This window comes from Bradyrhizobium sp. CCBAU 11361 (assembly GCF_028128935.1).
In the GTDB taxonomy this organism is placed as follows: domain Bacteria; phylum Pseudomonadota; class Alphaproteobacteria; order Rhizobiales; family Xanthobacteraceae; genus Bradyrhizobium; species Bradyrhizobium niftali.
In genome coordinates this window covers 349,688-367,721 of record NZ_LBJZ01000200.1, presented here as the reverse complement: position 1 = coordinate 367,721, position 18,034 = coordinate 349,688, and the positions used below count along the sequence as shown (strand labels likewise).

At 64.5% G+C, this 18,034-nt stretch carries 12 protein-coding genes; 6 read left to right on the top strand and 6 right to left on the bottom strand.

Features of this window, described 5'->3' with window-relative positions; genetic code table 11:
• Positions 1-27 precede the first annotated feature (27 nt).
• The 4 genes from fmdA to XI08_RS45215 all read left to right on the top strand — a co-directional run bounded on the left by fmdA (position 28) and on the right by XI08_RS45215 (position 6,175).
• Positions 28-1,257, top strand: coding sequence for a formamidase (gene fmdA, locus XI08_RS45230; protein ID WP_271579395.1), 1,230 nt, complete (start codon positions 28-30; stop codon positions 1,255-1,257).
• Positions 1,258-1,349: 92 nt separating this feature from the next.
• Positions 1,350-1,727 (top strand): FmdB family zinc ribbon protein, encoded by a 378-nt coding sequence (locus XI08_RS45225; RefSeq protein WP_135179144.1) that lies wholly within the window; start codon positions 1,350-1,352, stop codon positions 1,725-1,727.
• A 45-nt stretch (positions 1,728-1,772) separates the two neighbouring features.
• The gene (locus XI08_RS45220) at positions 1,773-2,813 is read left to right on the top strand and encodes an aliphatic amidase (RefSeq protein WP_271579394.1); all 1,041 of its coding nucleotides are present in this window, start codon (positions 1,773-1,775) and stop codon (positions 2,811-2,813) included.
• Between the two features lie 380 nt (positions 2,814-3,193).
• Positions 3,194-6,175: an autotransporter outer membrane beta-barrel domain-containing protein gene (locus XI08_RS45215; RefSeq protein ID WP_271579393.1), complete on the top strand. Its 2,982-nt coding sequence runs from the start codon at positions 3,194-3,196 to the stop codon at positions 6,173-6,175.
• 39 nt (positions 6,176-6,214) lie between these two features.
• Here the strand turns inward: XI08_RS45215 and XI08_RS45210 are convergent, their stop codons facing one another.
• From XI08_RS45210 to XI08_RS45195, 4 genes are all read right to left on the bottom strand, one after another.
• Positions 6,215-7,036, bottom strand: a complete 822-nt coding sequence (locus XI08_RS45210; RefSeq protein WP_271579392.1) for an MlaD family protein — start codon at positions 7,034-7,036, stop codon at positions 6,215-6,217.
• Positions 7,037-7,242: 206 nt separating this feature from the next.
• Positions 7,243-9,462, bottom strand: coding sequence for an acetate--CoA ligase family protein (locus tag XI08_RS45205; protein ID WP_271579391.1), 2,220 nt, complete (start codon positions 9,460-9,462; stop codon positions 7,243-7,245).
• 257 nt (positions 9,463-9,719) lie between these two features.
• Positions 9,720-10,289, bottom strand: a complete 570-nt coding sequence (locus XI08_RS45200; protein WP_271579390.1) for a class GN sortase — start codon at positions 10,287-10,289, stop codon at positions 9,720-9,722.
• Positions 10,290-10,462: 173 nt separating this feature from the next.
• Positions 10,463-12,724 (bottom strand): marine proteobacterial sortase target protein, encoded by a 2,262-nt coding sequence (locus XI08_RS45195; RefSeq protein WP_271579389.1) that lies wholly within the window; start codon positions 12,722-12,724, stop codon positions 10,463-10,465.
• 186 nt (positions 12,725-12,910) lie between these two features.
• Here XI08_RS45195 and XI08_RS45190 point away from each other — a divergent pair, with 186 nt between their 5' ends.
• Positions 12,911-13,672 (top strand): helix-turn-helix transcriptional regulator, encoded by a 762-nt coding sequence (locus XI08_RS45190; RefSeq protein WP_027542206.1) that lies wholly within the window; start codon positions 12,911-12,913, stop codon positions 13,670-13,672.
• A gap of 79 nt (positions 13,673-13,751) precedes the next feature.
• Here the strand turns inward: XI08_RS45190 and XI08_RS45185 are convergent, their stop codons facing one another.
• Both XI08_RS45185 and XI08_RS45180 read right to left on the bottom strand, forming a co-directional pair.
• Positions 13,752-14,990, bottom strand: coding sequence for an ABC transporter substrate-binding protein (locus XI08_RS45185; RefSeq protein WP_271579388.1), 1,239 nt, complete (start codon positions 14,988-14,990; stop codon positions 13,752-13,754).
• A gap of 73 nt (positions 14,991-15,063) precedes the next feature.
• A complete protein-coding gene (locus tag XI08_RS45180) occupies positions 15,064-16,614 on the bottom strand; it encodes an acyl-CoA synthetase (RefSeq protein WP_271579387.1) in 1,551 nt (516 codons plus the stop codon).
• 265 nt (positions 16,615-16,879) lie between these two features.
• On the opposite strand from XI08_RS45180, the gene XI08_RS45175 reads away from it, so the two are divergent.
• Positions 16,880-18,016 (top strand): acyl-CoA dehydrogenase family protein, encoded by a 1,137-nt coding sequence (locus XI08_RS45175; protein ID WP_271579386.1) that lies wholly within the window; start codon positions 16,880-16,882, stop codon positions 18,014-18,016.
• Positions 18,017-18,034: the final 18 nt, after the last annotated feature.

Sequence of the window (18,034 nt, the reverse complement as noted above, 5' to 3'; positions counted from 1 at the left end):
CCAACCGTGTAAAAGGGGAGCATCTCGATGCCAGAGACACTGATCAAGGTCGATCTCACCAAGTCGGCTTACGAAAATGACATGGTGCATAACCGCTGGCACCCCGACATCCCGATCGTGGCCTGGGTCAATCCCGGCGACGATTTCATCATCGAGACCTATGACTGGACCGGCGGCTTCATCAAGAACAACGATTCCGCCGACGACGTGCGCGACATCGACCTCTCGATCGTGCACTTCCTCTCCGGCCCGATCGGCGTCAAGGGCGCCGAGCCCGGCGATCTCCTCGTCGTCGACCTGCTCGATGTCGGCCCGATGAAGGAGAGCCTTTGGGGCTTCAACGGCTTCTTCTCCAAGCAGAATGGCGGCGGCTTCCTCACCGACCATTTCCCGCTGGCGCAGAAGTCGATCTGGGACATCAAGGGCCTCTACACCTCGTCGCGCCACGTGCCCGGCGTGAATTTTGCCGGCCTGATCCATCCCGGCCTGATCGGCTGTCTGCCCGATCCGAAGATGCTGGACACGTGGAACAAGCGCGAGGCCGAGCTGATCTCGACCAATCCGACCCGCGTGCCAGGCCTCGCCAACCCGCCGTTCGCGCCGACCGCCCATGGCGGCCGCGCCAAGGGCGACGTCAAGGCCAAGATCGGCGCCGAAGGCGCGCGCACCGTGCCGCCGCGCGAGCATGGCGGTAATTGCGACATCAAGGACCTGTCGCGCGGATCGAAGATCTACTTCCCGGTCTATGTGCCCGGCGCCGGTCTCTCGATGGGTGACCTGCACTTCAGCCAGGGCGACGGCGAGATCACCTTCTGCGGCGCGATCGAGATGGCCGGCTGGCTGCATCTGAAGGTCGAGGTGATCAAGGACGGGATGGCGAAATACGGCATCAAGAATCCGATCTTCAAGCCGTCGCCGATCACGCCGAACTACAAGGACTATCTGATCTTCGAAGGCATCTCGGTGGATGAAGCCGGCAAGCAGCACTATCTCGACGTCCACATCGCCTATCGCCAGGCCTGCCTCAACGCCATCGAGTATCTGAAGAAGTTCGGCTACTCCGGCGCGCAGGCCTACTCGATCCTCGGCACCGCGCCGTGCCAGGGCCACATCTCCGGCGTGGTCGACGTGCCCAACGCCTGCGCCACGCTGTGGCTGCCGACCGAGATCTTCGACTTCGACGTGATGCCGTCGGCGGCTGGACCCATCAAGCACATCACGGGCGATATCCAGATGCCGATCTCGGCGGACAAGTGATCCCTGCGCGACGGGATGCGGGACGGCGCGTATTTGCCGCCCCGCATCCGCCGCGAGGTGCGTTGAACAGGCAAGAGCGTGGGGATGATGCGATGCCGGTCTATGAATATCTCTGTGACGACTGCGGTCCGTTCAAGGACCTGCGCCCGATGGCGGAATGCGACGATCCGCAAAGCTGTCCGCATTGCGAGACCATGGCGCCGCGGGTGATCCTGACGGCACCGAATTTCTTCTGCATGCCGGCGGAAAAGCGCAAGGCGCACGCCGTCAACGAGCGCAGCACGCACGCGCCGCAGACGCTCGCGCAATACAAGGCCTCGCACGGTCCCGGCTGCGGCTGCTGCTCCACGGGCAAGACGGTCAAGGACAAGGGCACGGCGGACAAGAAGAAACCCGCGCGGCTGATGACCAAGAGCAAGAGCGGCGCCAAGGGTTTTCCCACCGCGCGCCCCTGGATGATCAGCCACTGACGCCACGCGCCAACATCAAACAAGCAAATTACAGGAGCGTCCAAAATGCTTCACGGTGACATTTCCAGCAGCAACGACACCGTCGGCGTCGCTGTGGTCAACTACAAGATGCCCCGCCTTCACACCAAGGCAGAGGTGCTCGACAACGCCCGCAAGATCGCCGACATGGTGGTGGGCATGAAGGTCGGCCTGCCCGGCATGGACCTCGTGATCTTCCCCGAATACTCCACTCAGGGGATCATGTACGACTCCAAGGAAATGTATGAGACCGCTTCGGCGGTGCCCGGTGAAGAGACCGCGATCTTTGCCGAGGCCTGCTGCAAGGCGAAAGTGTGGGGCGTGTTCTCGCTGACCGGCGAGCGCCACGAGGAGCACCCACACAAGGCGCCCTACAACACCTTGATCCTGATGAACGACAAGGGCGAGATCGTCCAGAAGTACCGCAAGATCATGCCGTGGGTGCCGATCGAGGGCTGGTATCCCGGCAACTGCACCTATGTCTCCGACGGCCCGAAAGGCCTCAAGGTCAGCCTGATCATCTGCGACGACGGCAACTACCCGGAAATCTGGCGTGACTGCGCCATGAAGGGCGCCGAGCTGATCGTGCGCTGCCAGGGCTACATGTATCCGGCCAAGGAGCAGCAGGTCCTGATCTCCAAGGCCATGGCATGGGCGAACAACGTCTACGTCGCGGTCGCCAACGCCGCCGGCTTCGACGGCGTCTATTCCTATTTCGGCCACTCCGCGATCATCGGCTTCGATGGCCGCACACTCGGCGAGTGCGGCGAAGAGGATTACGGCATCCAGTACGCCCAGCTGTCGAAGCATCTGATCCGCGATGCGCGCCGCAATGGCCAGTCGCAGAACCATCTCTACAAGCTGGTCCACCGCGGCTACACCGGCATGATCAATTCCGGCGACAGCCCGCGCGGCGTTGCGGCGTGTCCGTATGATTTCTACAAGAACTGGATCGCCGATCCCGAAGGCACGCGCGACATGGTCGAGGCGATGACCCGCTCGACGCCGGGGACCGACGAGTGTCCCATCGACGGCATTCCGAACGAGGCGGCGGCGTCGAATTACTAGCCACCGCCGCCGGTACAGGTTGAGCTCGATGCCTGGATGATCGGCCATGGATGTGAATGGCCGTCCATAAGCGCCGACGTTCCGAGAGGTCTGCGCATGCGCGGAATGGGAATAGTGCCCCGGCAAACCGTGGCGCTGTTGCAACATGGACGGTTGAATCTGTTCAGGTTGCTTTGCCATTGGCGGATTCTCGACGCATACCGGTTCTACCGATCATCCTCATGGCCTAAGTTCCGCGCGGTGCCGCCAGGAGCGCCGTCCGTGAGGGGAAGAGTGTGGAAGTTTGGTTGCGATCGAGCGGGCCGGGTTGCTCGCACCTGAGCACTGTCGCAATTCGCACGGCATTCTGGGTCGGCCTCACCTTGGGCGCATCTGCCGCCATGACCTCCGCCGGAGCGCAGCAATTCTTCAACGGATCGCAGACCACGCCGAACGGTGCCGTCAATGGCGGCGGCGGCGTGTGGGACACGACCACCACCAATTGGACGGATATCTCCGGTTCGACCAGCACCGCTTACGATCCGTCGTCATCCGGCACAACGTTCGGCAGCGGCGGTCCCTCGACGCCGGCCACAGGCGGCACGGTGACGGTAACGCCAGGCGGCGTGCAGCTCACCAGTCTCGTGGGCTTCGATCTCACCGGTGATGGTTCGATCTATACCATCCAGGGCGGCGACCTCAGGCTGGCCCCGGGCGGCACCCCGTTCGTCACCAACGATGTCACGGGCAGCGGCGCCCCCTCGGCCGCGATTGCTTCCCGCGTCACGGGCAGCGGCGGCATCTCCGTGCAGGGGCCCGGCATCCTGGCCCTGCTCGGCGCCAACACCTATACCGGCAACACGTTCATCTGCAACTGCGGCTCGCTGCAGCTTGGCGATGCGACCCATACCGCCAGCATCATCGGCGCCGTCACCAACGAGGGCCTGTTCAAGATCGTCAATGCCGACACGTCGGGCATCACGTCGCTGCTCAACGACTTCTCCGGCACGACGACGTTTCTCAACGCGACCTCCGCGAGCGCGATGGTGATCACCAACAGAGGTCAGTTGTATTTCGGCGATCTGGCCGGCGGCGGGACCGATACCGCGACGGCTGGCCGGGCGACCATCATCAATGATGGCGGTTTGACCGGCTTCTTTGGCCGCACCAACGCGGGCACGGCCAGCATCACCAACCAGAATGGTGGCGGCGTCGCGTTCCTCGAGCAATCTTCGGCCGGCTCGGCGACCATCGTGAACAATGATCTCAGCGGGACTGTGTTTGGTACGCTGAGTGGATCCGACACCGCGACCGCGGGCAACGCGACGATCATCAACGAGTTCGGCGGCCGGACCAATTTCGGCGCGTTCACCACGGCCGGCAATGCCACCATCGTCACCAGGGACGGCGGCAAGACCGAGTTCTTCGACAATTCCACCGGCGGCAATGCGCGGTTCATCACCACCGGGACAGGCATCGTGGATTTCGGGGTCAGCGTCGGTCCCAACAGCGACGGCCGCATCACGGCCGGCTCGATCGAAGGCAGCGGCTTCTACTATATCGGCGGCGGCAACACGCTCGTCGTCGGCGGCAACAACCGCTCGACCGAGGTCAGCGGTGTCATCGGCGACTACGATCCCTGCAGTTGCGGTCCCGCCGGTCCGGGCTCGCTGGAAAAGGTCGGCAGCGGCACGCTGATCCTCTCCGGCACGAACACCTATACCGGCACCACCACGGTCAATGGCGGCATCTTGCGGGTCGACGGTAATATCTCGCAATCGAGCCTGACCACCGTGAACGCGGGCGGCGCGCTGTTCGGCGCAGGAATCGTCGGCAATACCGTTATCGCCGGCGGTGGCATCTATGCGCCTGGTGACGGTGACCCCGGCTCGAGCATGCTGGTTCTGGGTGACCTCGCCTTGCAGTCCGGTGCGCTGTACCTCGTGCAGGTCGGCAGCGGAACCACCGCGAGTTTTGCAAACGTTGTTGGCAACGTTACCCTGAATGGCACCGCCGGCGTCTCGCTCTATGCCGGCAGCACCATATTGCCCCACTACAAGATCATGCAGTTTTCCGGCTCGGCTACCGACAACTTTGCCGGCGTTGCCGCGCCCGGTGGTCTCATCGGCACGACCAACGTGGATCCTGGTGGCACCGTCTATCTCAATTTCACGCTCGACTATGGCGCGAAATACGCTCTCAACATCAATCAGAAGAACGTCGCCACGACGCTTCAGAACTTCTTCAACGCCAATGGTTTCCTGCAAGCCGAATTTGCGGGCCTCGGCCCCAACGGCCTGACGCAGGCCTCCGGCGAGTCGGCGACAGGTTCGCAGCAGACGACATTCAACGCGATGAATCTGTTCCTCGGCCTGCTGACCGAAATCTACGGCTCGGGACGCAGCGGCGCTTCAGGTGCGACGCCATATGCCGATGACGCGAGCGCAAGTGCCTATGCCGCGACCGGCAGGACCCCGCGTGACAAGAGCGCGCGCGACGCGTTCGCCTCGATCTACCGCAAGGCACCGGCCGCGACTTTCGAGCAGCGCTGGGACGTGTGGGCGGCCGGCTACGGCGGCTCCCAGACGACCGACGGCAATGCCGGCCTCGGCTCGAACAGCACCACCAGCAGCGTCTACGGCACGGCCGTCGGTCTCGACTACCGCTTCTCGCCGTCGACCATCGCCGGTTTCGCGCTTGCCGGCGGCGCTACCGGCTTCGGCGTCAACGGCCTCGGCTGGGGCCGCTCCGATCTGTTCCAGGCCGGCGCTTTCGTGCGTCATACCGCCGGACCGGCCTATATCACGGCTGCGCTGGCCTATGGCTGGCAGGATGTGACCACCAATCGCATCGTCACCGCCGCCGGGTTCGACCAGCTGCGCGCCCAGTTCAATACCAACGCGTTTTCGGGCCGTGTCGAGGGTGGCTATCGCCACGCGATGTCATGGATCGGCGTCACGCCCTACGCGGCTCTGCAGGCCACCATGTTCAGCCTTCCGAGCTATTCGGAGTTCGCCGTGGCCGGCAGCAACGTCTTCGCCCTCAACTATGCCGCCAAGGACGTGACCAGCAGCCGCACCGAGCTCGGCCTGCGCGCGGACAGGTCATTTGCCGCTGCCGGCGGCCTGATGACGCTGCGCGGCCGCGTCGCCTGGGCGCATGACTACAATCCGGATCGTACCGTCGGCGCGGTGTTTCAGACCCTGCCTGGATCGGCTTTCGTCGTGAATGGCGCCGCACAGGCACGCGATTCCGCGCTGACCACGGCGTCGGTGCAGGTGAACTGGATGAACGGCTGGTCCGCATCGGCGACCTTCGAGGGCGAGTTCTCGAACGTTACGCGTTCCTATGCCGGCAAGGGCCTCGTGCGCTACGCGTGGTAGGCGCGGCTTATCCTCCCCCAGGGAGGATAAGCAAGAGAATCACTGCTTCTTCTGCGCGGGCTTGCGCGGCGGCCGCGGCGCCACGGGCGTGCCGGCCATCTTGTTGGCGGTCTCGCTGACGTCGAGCAGCGAGCGGCGAATGTCCTCGATGTAGCTCGCCGACTTCTTCCTCATGGTTTCGGTCAGCTCGCGCAGCCCCTGTATCTTCTCGAACAGCTCGTCGGCCTTGCCATTGACGAAGCCGGGCACCACGCCCTCGATCTTCGTGACCGCCTTGTCGAATCCCGCAAAGGCGCTGTCGACCTTGGCCATGACGGAATCGATTTCGCCGCCCTTGCTCCTGAGGTCGGCGCTATAGTTCTCGAATGTGCGAAGCCCTTCCTTGATCGCGGGGGCATTGCTCACGATCGTGCGGTCGACACTGTGCAGGGTGTCGACGATGGATTCGGCGTCGCTGAGATCGGCGGTCAGCACGGGAACGCCGTCCACATCCAGCGGCACCGGCGGCGCGGAAGGCGCCCCCCCGATCAGCGAGATCGCGGCGACGCCGGTCAGGCCCTGGAATTCGATGCCCGCGACGGTGTCCTTGCGGATCGGCGCGGTGTTGTCGAGCATCACCAGCGCGACGACCTTGCGAGGATTGTCCAGCTTGATCGACAGGATCTGGCCGGCGGGCACGCCGTCGAAATTGACCGGCCCGCCGCGGCGCAGGCCGCTGGCGGAACCGCCTTCGAACACCACGCGCAACTGGCTGCGACTCTGGATGGTGCGCCATTTCTGTACGCCGAGCAGGCCGCCGAACGCCACGGCGATCACCGCCAGCGTCGCCGTTCCGATCACCAGATTGCTCGCGCGTGCCATAAGCCTGAGTCTAGGGCCAAAGCGGGGAAGTTGGAAGGAGCCCGGATGCTGCTCCGGCCGCAATGGTACGTAGGGCGGGTTAGCGAAGCGTAACCCGCCACTGCTCTCCGCATTCGCCGTGCAAAATGGCGGATTACGCGGAGCCTGTCATCGGGCCGCGCATAGCGCGGACCCGGTGGCTAATCCGCCCTACGCGACTACGGCTCTCAATGCCCGGCCGCGCGCTTTGCCGCAGCATTGTTCAGTACGATCAGGGCATCGACGGCGACACCCGTCCTGGTGTTGATCAGGAACGGATTGATGTCGATCGAGGCGATCCGGTCGCCGGCATCCGCGATCAGGTTGGACAGGCCGACCAGCGCCTTCACCGCCGAGGCCTCGTGCAAGGCCGGCTTGCCGCGATAGCCGCGCATCTTGATGCCGGCCTTGGTGCGACCGATCAGGAGCCGCGCCTCGGCCTCGTCCAGCGGCGCGCCGGCGAGCGCGACGTCCTTCATCAGCTCGATGTCGATGCCGCCGGTGCCGAACAGCACGACCGGACCCATCTCGGCGTCGAGCGAGGCACCGACCACGAGTTCGAGGTCGGCCTTGACCTGCTGCGCGATCAGGATGCCGTCGAGCCTCGGCTTGCCCTTCAGCCTCTTCACCCGCGCGGTGATGTCGACGAACGCCTTCCTCACCTCGGCCGCATTGTTCAGGTTCAGCACCACGCCGCCGATGTCGGACTTGTGCAGGATCTCGGCGCTGACGACCTTTGCCACGACCGGGAAGCCGATCTGTTTCGCGATCTTCACGGCTTCCACCGCCGTCTGTGCGATCGCTTCCTTCGAGATCGGGATGCCATACGCCTTCAGGAGCTTCTTCGAGGCGACTTCGTCGAGCGCGGCGCCGCTTGCCGAAGCCAGCGCCTTTTCCAGCTCGGCACGCGCGGCGGGTTTCGAGCTCGAGACGATGTCGGGGACTTCCTTGCGCAGCTTCGCATAGGCGAGCAGCGACTTGATCGCGGTCACCGCGCGATCCATGCCCTGCATGACCGCGAGATGCGGCAGCGATTTGCGCAAGCTCTTGGTGAACTCGGTGAAGCCGATCGACATCGCGCTGATGTAGATCACGGGCTTTGAGGCCCGGCTCGCCATCTCGTCGACGATGCGCAGGTTGCGCTCGCGCAGCTCATGCGGCGCCTTTGGCAGCTCGGCATCGACGATGACGATGTCGATATCGGGGTCGTCGATCATCAGCTTGATCGATTTCATGTAGACGGAGGGATCGACGACCGCGGCAAAGCCGGCGTCGAGCGGGTTGCCGACGATCGATCCGGGCCCGAGCATTTTCGCCAGCTCCGAGCTGACATGCGGGCTGAGCGGCGCGAAGTTCAAGCCCTCGGCGTAGAACGCGTCGATCAGCATGCCGCGCTTGCCGCCGGACAGCGTGACCGCGGCGAGCCGGTCGCCTTTGGGCACTGCGGCGTGGACGAAGCATTCGGTGGTCTCGATCAACTCGTCGAGCCCGCCGACCCGGATGACACCTTCACGCGTTGCGATGGCGTCGAACGTCTCGATCGAGCCCGCGAGCGCGCCGGTGTGCGCCATCGCCGCGGCGCGGCCGCCCTCGGATGCGCCGAGCTTGAGCGCGATCACGGGCTTGCTCGCTGCGCGCGCCGCCTTGCAGGCATCGCGAAAGGCCTTGGTGTTGCGCACGCCCTCGAGGTAGACGACGATCACCTTGATGCTCGGATCCTCAGCGAAATATCGCATCAGGTCCGGCGTCTCGAGCCCGGCCTCGTTGCCGGTCGTCACCATGTAGCCGACACCGACGCCACGGTCCTCCAGTGCCTGGCGGATCGCCATGACGATGGCGCCGGATTGCCCGGCGATCGCCACCGCGCCCTGCTCCATGGTGACGACACGGTCGTCGATATTGGTGAAGAGCTTTTCGCCGGCGCTTAAGTTGCCGAGGCAATTCGGGCCGGTGACGGCGAGGCCCGTCTCGCGCACCGCCGCTTGCAGTTCGGCGGCGAGCTTCTGGCTCTCGTCATCCTGCAACTCGCTGAAGCCGGAGGTGACGATGGTGGCCGAGCGCGCGCCGGCCGCCGCGGCATCGCGGATCACCTGCACGGCGAAGCGCGCAGGTACCAGCACCAGGACATGATCGGGCCTTTCCGGAAGGCTCGCAAAGTCCTTGTAGCAGGGCACACCCCAGATCGTCTCGCGCTTGGCGTTGACCGGATAGAGCCCGCCCTCGAAGCCGTATTTGACCAGATTGTTCCAGATGCGCTCGGCATAATTGCCGGGCTTGTCGGTCGCGCCCACCAGCACGATGTTGTGCGGGTGCAGCATGGCATGGATGCCCTTCACGATATCGCTGGCGTCGGGCGATGGAGACCATGGGCGGGAAGAGAAGGATGCAGCAGACACCTGGGCTTCCATGGCGCAATCCTCAATTTTTATTGTTGTTGCAGCGCGTCGTTCTGTTCGATGGCGGGGTCTGGCAAGGCAATCACGAAGGACGCAATGCCACCAGACGGAATGGGCAGGGCTTCATGCAGGAAGGCTAGCATCACCGGACTTTGGGCGAAAGTGCGAACGGTTCGCCGACGCGGCAGCCAGCGATCGTCGAGATGGCGCTCGTTCGATCGATGGCATCGACAGGAAGCATCCCGCAGGATGGAGATGGATGAGGGAACCTATTCGTCGGCGCCGATCAAGATCGCGTGCAAGATGTAGCGTTCGGGACCGGACGTGACGGCGTCAAACGGCCAGCAGGTTGTGAGCACGAGCTCGAAACCCTGCGTCGCGGGATCGATGCCCGACGCGTCGAAACGGACCACAGCCGAAGAATCCGCACGATAGCGGAAATGCTTGCCGTCGCGGCGGGTGATCTCGATCACGTCACCCATGGCAACATTCCGCAGGAAACGGAAATGTGTGTCGCGATGTGCGGCATAGACGGCAACGCCGCGCTCGCCGGCATCGACCGTTTGCTGGATGTGGCCGGGTCCGAAAGCAAGTGCCTGGCCGCTCGCGCCCTCCAGCACGATGGCGCTGGCGCCGATCCGCTTCACCTCGATCCGGGCGACCGGCCAGGTGTCGGCCCATGACCATGGCTTGACCGCCTGGCCCGTCGCAACGCTTCTGTCGAATGCGCGCTCCAAGAGCACCTGCGCGAGCCAGGCCTTGGCGTGGATGTAGGCGCCGTCGCCGAACAGGATGAGGCCGATCAGCGCGAGAACCAGGGGAGAGATGAGGCGGGGCATTCTATCCACGATCGTCATTGCGAGCGAAGCGAAGCAATCCAGATTCTTTCCGCGGAGGCAGTCTGGATTGCTTCGCTGCGCTCGCAATGACAGTAGGAAAAAGGCGCGCGCGGCCGTTGGGTCGGGGACGGGCAGCCGCGCGCGCTAACAGAGGAGTTCGGGGGGCTCCTCTCTCAAGCGGCGTCGGTGAGCAAGGGCCGACGCCGGTTGAACACGAACAGGATCAGGGCGAGCACGATCAGGATCAGACCTGCGATCATCTTCAGCTCGGCCGAGGTGGCGGTCTTGGGCAGGCGGATCGCATCGGGTGCGGCGGGTGTCGGCCGCCTCGTCGCCGGCTGGTTGCGCGCATCGGCATGACGTTCGCGCAGCTGCGTCGGTACCTGCTGCGGCCGTTCGCCGAAGATCTTCTCGAAATCCCAGCCGGCCGGCAGGTTGACCGGCAATTCGCTGAGCTTGAGCGGCGCGCCTTCGGGACGGCTCGGCGTCTTGTCGACCGCGACGAGGCTGGTGAGCCGCGTGACGATCTGATGGTCGAGCGCCAGTGCCAGGATCGCCTTGTCGGCCTCTTCCGGCGTCATCTCGCGCATCGTGCGCGCGACTTCGGCATCGCCGATCTTGCGCTTGGCCCAGAGCTTTGACAGGCCCTTGCCTTCGGCGGCGTTCTGCAACGGCAGCGTCACCGACCACGGACGGTCGCCGACGCGTCCCTTGATCTCGAGCGAGCCTGCGAGCTTGTCGAGCCTGGCCGCCAGCACCAGAGGCTCATCGCGATAGACGTCGGGAATGATCGCCGGCGTAACGTCGGCCGTTGCTTCGGAGAACTTTGCGCTGAGACCGGTCACCGCCGGATTTTCCAGCTTGGCGAACAGGCCGCGCATGCGCTCCTCGACCTGCTCGACAGAGCCGATATGGGTGAAGGCGCCGCGGCCGAGCTCGGAAGCGCGCGTCATCAGATGGGTGTTGGGCGCGGACCCGATGCCAACCATGAACACGCGCGAGCGGCCGCGCATCGCCGTGATCGTCTCGAACAATTGCTGCTCGTTGCCGATCGCGCCGTCGGTCAGGAACACGACCTGGCGAACCATGCTGGTGTCGCTGAGCTTGTCGGTCAGCGCAGCCCGCATCGCCGGCACCATCTCGGTGCCGCCACGTGCCTGCAACGCGCTGACGAACGAGGTCGCTTCGCCGACATGTGCGGCATCCGCCGGCACGGAGGCCGGAAACAGCACGTCCATGGTATCGTCGAAACGGATGACGTTGAAGCGGTCGGCCGGCTGGAGGCGGCCGAGTGCGTAAAGCAGGCTCGCCTTGGCCTGGACCATCGAGGTGCCGCCCATCGAGCCGGAATTGTCGATCACGAACACGACTTCGCGCGGCAGCGGCTTCTGCGTCGCCTGCTCGGCGCTCGGCGGCGTGACGAAGGCGAGCAGGTAATCGGCATCGCCGACATGCTCGCGGAACAGGCCGACCGACGGTGCTTTCTGGGCCGCCGGCTTCCACGTCAGTTCGAAATCGCGGTCGGCGGGCACCGCGCCGTCGGCGAGCGTGACGATGCGCGTCGCGTTGTCCGGGCTCTCGGTCTTGACGTTGTGATGGTGGCTCTTGACCTCGCCGAGCGCAAAGCCGGCCTTCAGACGCACCGTGATGCTGGTCGGGTTAACGGGTGCATTCCTGGCGGGATCCAGCACCGTCGGGGAAATACGGTCGCGGTCGGGCACGGGATCGGACGTGGCGCCCCAGCCGGAGCCGTCGTTGCGGAAGTCGACACTCTGCACGATCGGCGCCGGATTGTAGCGCGGCGCGACCACCAGCGGCACGCGCAGCGAATATTCGTTACCGGATTGATGCACCGGCTCCTGATATTCGATCTGCACCAGCACGGTTTCGCCGGGACCGATATTGGCAACCGAGTTGGTGAAGATGTTGGGCCGCTCCTGCTCGGTCAGCGCGGCCTTCTGGCCGGCGTTGCGCGCCTGTTCGTAGATCACGCGCGCCTGCTGCCGCTCCTTGATGTCGCCGACGATGACGCGGTCGCCGACCACCATCTTCATCGTATCGACGGCGCCATTGGTCGCGAGCGGGTAGACATAGGTGGCCTCGACCCAGTCCTTGGTCGGATTGCGAAACGCCTGGGTGACGCGTGTGCGCAGCGTCGGGCCTGATACCGTGATATCGACATCGATGCCGAGACGGATCGCTTCGGTGTAGGCGCCATCTTCCTTCAGGAGGAGGGTGCCGGACCTGGCATCGCCGGGCTGGAGCAGGCTGGCCTGTTCGGCCGTTGCCGACCAACTCGTCCCGAAGCTCACCAGCAGGGCCACGAAGGCGACCAGCATCACCGCGATGCCCTGCGCGAGAAGGAACAATCCGAGCTTGATCAGCCGGCCCAGCAGGGGGTGTTCGTCGTGGTCGGCTGTGTCGTAGGTGTTCATTTGCCTGCTCCCGAAGGATGTTTGCTGGCTCTCAGCATCCGCCGGGAGAGCCTGATTTCGCGAGCAGAATGATCGGCAATGTTCCGCCGGGGCCGGCCCGGGGCGGGCCACGGCCGGGTGGCCATGTGCGGTTTTGTGCTGGTTTGTGCGCCCTGCTAGAATGGTGCTCCAAAGGCAGGGTTGACGATGCAGATGCAGGCCGACAAGCAGCTTTCGGACGAGCAGAGCCGCGAGATCGCGGAGACCATTCGCGAGGAGCTCGCCAGACGCCGGATCTCCCGGCAGGCGCTGGCCGAACAGGCCAAGCTCAGCCTGTCGACGCTGGAGAAGGTGCTCGGCGGGCGCCGGCCGTTCACGCTGGCGACGACGGTCCGGCTGGAGCAGGCGCTGGGCGTATCGTTGCGCAAGAGCGCCATCGTCGTGACGCCTCCGGCCGCAAACGATGTCGCGCCCGACAGCCTCGGCTCCTATGCGCATCGCGCGGTGACCTGGCTCGAGGATGCCTACATCACGCTACGGCCGTCATTCGGCGACAAGAACGCGATCTTCGCCTACCGCACCGAGATCGTATGGGAGCCGAAAGTCTCGTCGCTGGTCTTCCGTGAGGGCGATCGGACCGATGCCGCCTATGAGCACACCGGCGAGGTCGCGGTGCCGCATCAGTCCGGCTTCATCTATCTCGTCATCATCAAGCACGGCCAGCACCGCGTGATCACGGTGTCGCGGCCGACGGTCGCCGGCGAGATGTACGGCATCATCTCGACGCTCCGCGCCGGCCCCGGCTCGCAGCTGACGCCGATCGCAGCGCCGATCGCCTATGTGCCGCTCAGGAATGTTCCGAAGCCGTCTTTGGGACGGGTTGCGCCTGACGACGCCAACTATGAGCTGTATCGAAAACACCTGCGCCGCACGGTGGAAGAGCCGTTCGCACTATTCCTGCCGGCATAGGTTCACCCTGGAAATCCGCGGATAAAGAGATGGCGGCCTCGCGGCCGCCATCTCCCATGCACGGACAGTTCGCCGAGAACTAGCCGCTCGGCTCCGCGCTGATGATGGGGCCGAACAGCTCCCACTGGCCGTTCTTGAACCGCCACATCTTGAGCTGCTCGATCGGTGCGAAGTCGGTCGGCGAGGTGTTGATCTTGATTCCCGGGATCAGCGTATCAGGAGCGAAGTCCTTCAGGCTGGCGGCCTGCTTCATCACGTTTTCGCGGGTGAGATTGTCGCCCGCCTGCTTCAGCACCTGCACCATCGTCTGGGCCGCGGCATAGCCGTAGACCAGATTGGCGTCCGAGATGTTCGCGCCGGGCATGTACTTGTCGATGAAGGTCATGAACTTCTTCATGCCCTCGTCGTCTTTCCACTGCGGATCCGACGCGTCCTTCAGATAGCCGGCCGACAGCACGCCCTCAGAGGCTTCGAGGCCGGCGGGCTTCATCACCGCGCCGATGGACACCGAAACGTCCGTCATCAGGTGCATCGGCTTCCATTCCAGCTCCGCGATCTTCTTGATGGCCTGCGCCGCGAATTTCGGGGTCGAGATGTTCACGAAGACGTCCGCGCCGGTGCCCTTGAGCTTGACGATGTGCGAATCGATCGATGGCTCCGAGGTCTCGTAGCTCTCTTCGGCCACGATCAGCTTCGATGCCTTGTCGCCGAACACGTCCTTGATGCCGGCGACGTAGTCCTTGCCGAAATCGTCGTTGGCATAGAAGATCGCGACCTTCGCGTCCGGTTTCTCCTTCAGAATGTACTTGGCGAAGATCCGCGCCTCGACCCGGTAGCTCGGCTGGAAACCCATGGTCCACGGGAAATTTTGCGGGTCGTTCCACTTGCTGGCGCCGGTGGCGAGGAAGAGCTGCGGGATCTTCTTGGCGTTGTGATATTTCTGCACGGCGGTCTGGGTCGGCGTGCCCAGCGCGTTGAACACCAGGAACACTTCGTCGCTCTCGATCAGCTTGCGGACCTGCTCCACGGTTTTCGGCGGCGAATAGCCGTCGTCATAGGAGATCCAGTTGATCTTGCGGCCGTTGATGCCGCCCTGATCGTTGATCATCTTGAAATAGGCCTCTTCGGTCTTGCCGATGACGCCGTAGGCGGAGGCGGGACCGGAATAGGCCTCGACATTGCCGATCCTGATTTCGGTATCGCTGGCGCCCGTGTCGTATTTCTTCTGCGCCTGGGCGCCTTGGACCGAAAGCAACTGGGCCGAGAGCAATGTCAGGGCCGCTGCCGCGGCGAGCAGGGCGAGTTTCTTGTTCTTCATGGAAATTCCTTGGGTTTCTTGTGGTCTGGGGCAGGCACTTCAAAAAAGAAAAGCGCCCGCAAGGGCGCTTCGATCAGGCGTTGGCGACTTTCCTGTCGATTTCGGAGGCCGCTGAAAACTCCTTGCGCAAGGTCGGCTTGTGGATCTTGCCCGTGGCGTTGCGCGGCAGCGCGTCGACGAAGCGAATTTGGCGTGGGCATTTGAAGCGCGCCAGATTGGCCGCGCAATGTTCGAAGACGTCGGTCTCCGTCAGCCTTTGTCCCGGCTTGACCGCGACGATGGCAAGGCCCACCTCGCCCCATTGCGGATCGGGAATGCCGATCACGGCGGCTTCGGCGATCGCGCCAAGCTGGTGCAGGACGTTCTCGACCTCGGCCGGATAAACGTTCTCGCCGCCGGAAATGTACATGTCCTTCCATCGGTCGACGATGTAGTAGAAGCCTTCCTCGTCGACGCGCGTCGCATCGCCGGTGTGCAGCCAACCATCGGTAAAGGAGGATTTGTTCGCCTCCGGCCTGTTCCAGTAGCCGGGCGTGATGTTCGGTCCCTTCACCCAGAGCTCGCCAAGCTCGCCGACATCGGCGTCGCTGCCGTCGGGCCGCACGATCCGCACCTCCGTGTGCAGCACCGGCTTGCCGGCGGAGCCGGCCTTGCGCGCCGCATGCTCGCGGTCGAGCACCAGCACGGCCGGCGAGGTCTCGGTCATGCCGTAGCCCTGCTGGAGCGCGACGCCGCGCGCCTCCCAGATCTTCAGCAGCGGCACCGGCATCGGCGCGCCGCCGACACCGCCGACGATCAGCCGGGTCAGGTCGGTCGTCGCGAAGGCGGGATGCTGCGCCATGAACTGGTAGATCGCGGGGACGCCGAAGAACACGTTGATGCCCTGCGCGGGATCGTTGATCAGGCCGAGCGCCGTGCCGGGATCGAAGGCCCGCATGATCATCACGGTGCCGCCGGCATGCAGCACCGGATTGGTGTAGCAATTCAGCCCGCCGGTATGGAACAGCGGCAGCACGGTGAGCAGCACCGAGGACGGCCCGATGCAGGCGGGGCCGCCGAGATTGACGCAATTCCAGAACGTCATGCCATGGGTGATGGTCGCGCCCTTCGGATGACCCGTGGTGCCTGACGTGTACATGATGGTCGAGACGTCATCGAGCGTGACCTCCTCGATCCGGTCGAGCGGCTTTGCCGCGGCGATGCCGGCCTCGTAGGCGCCGCCGGGACCGAGCAGCAGGCTGGTCGCGACATCGCAGAGTCTGGCAACGCTCAGCGCGGTCTCGGCGAGGTCGGCATCATGGATCATCACCTTCGGTGCACAGTCGGCGGTGATGAACTGGAGCTCGGGAACGGTAAGGCGGGTGTTCAGCGGCACGAAGATCGCACCTAACCGCCCGCAGGCGAACTGCACCTCCAGCGTATCGGTCGTGTTCAGCGCCAGCACCGCGACGCGGTCGCCGCGCGAGACCTTCAGCGTGTGGCGCAGGAAGGAGGCGAGACGCGAGACTCTCGCATCCATCTGCGAATAGGTGAAGCGGCGCTCGCTCGCGAGGTCGATGACCGCGACCTTGCCAGGCGTACGGCGGCCATGATGGGCGATCCAGTCGTAGTAACGAACGGCCAAAAGTTCCTCCTTCGGCGGTCTTGTGCCGCCTGCGCCCCTATTGCCGTGCACCATGCCCGGCGTGGCCCTGGGGCCAGCCGGAGTTTGTGCATCACGTCTTTTTTTGATTTGGAGTTGGCGCGCGAGGGGCGAAAATCGTCTTGCGTTGAGTTGCTAGGTAATGACCTGCTGAATGGCCTTCCCGGGTCAGCCACTCCGCGCAAGTGAGCTGCCCAGGTTGCAGCCATGGTGGATGAGACGAATCCGTCCGCGAGGCGAGAGTGCGATGAAGAGCCCGTTCTATACCGCCGAGCACGACGCCTTCCGCGAAATGATGCGTCGCTTCGTCGAGAAGGAGATCACGCCCTTCGCCCATGAATGGGACGAGGCCGGCGAATTTCCCCGCGCGCTCTATCGCAAGGCGGCGGAGATCGGGCTGCTGGGGCTGGGATTCCCCGAGGAATATGGCGGCATTGCCGCCGACCAGTTCATGAAGATCGTGGCGAGCCAGGAACTGGCGCGGGCCGGCGCCGGCGGCGTCAGCGCCAGCCTGATGAGCCATACCATCGGCTCGCCGCCGATTGCGCGTGCGGCGCGGCCGGAGGTGAAGGCGCGCGTGCTGCCGCAGGTGTTGGCAGGCGAGAAGATATCCGCGCTCGCGATCACCGAGCCGGGCGGTGGTTCTGACGTTGCGGGCCTCCGCACCCGAGCGCGGCGCGACGGCGATCACTACGTCGTGAGCGGCGAGAAAACCTTCATCACCTCGGGCGTGCGCGCGGACTATCTGACCGTTGCGGTGCGTACCGGCGGCGAGGGCGCCGGCGGTGTCAGCCTGCTCCTGATCGAGGGCGACACGCTCGGCCTGTCGCGCACGAAATTGAAGAAGATGGGCTGGTGGGCCTCCGACACCGCGACGCTGCATTTCGACGACTGCCGCGTGCCGGCCGAAAATCTGATCGGCGAGGAGGGCCAGGGCTTCAAGATCATCATGCAGAATTTCAACAGCGAGCGCATGGGCATGGCGGCGAGCTGCACCGCGTTTGCGCGCGTCTGCCTCGACGAGGCGACTGCCTATGCCAAGGAGCGCAAGACCTTCGGCAAGCCGCTCGCCCAGCACCAGGTCATCAGGCACAAGATCGTCGACATGGCGCAGAAGGTGGCGGCGTCGCAGGCGATGCTGGAGATGCTGGCCTGGCGTCTCGAGCAGGGCGAAAGTCCGGTCGCCGAAATCTGCATGATGAAGAACCAGGCAACGCAGACCATGGCGTTCTGCGCCTCGGAAGCCGTGCAGATCTTTGGCGGCGCCGGCTTCATGCGCGGCATCAAGGCCGAGCGCATCTACCGCGAAGTCAAGGTCAACGCCATCGGCGGCGGCACCGAGGAGATCATGAAGGATCTGGCCTCGAGGCAGATGGGGCTGTGACAATCGTCGTCCCGGGGC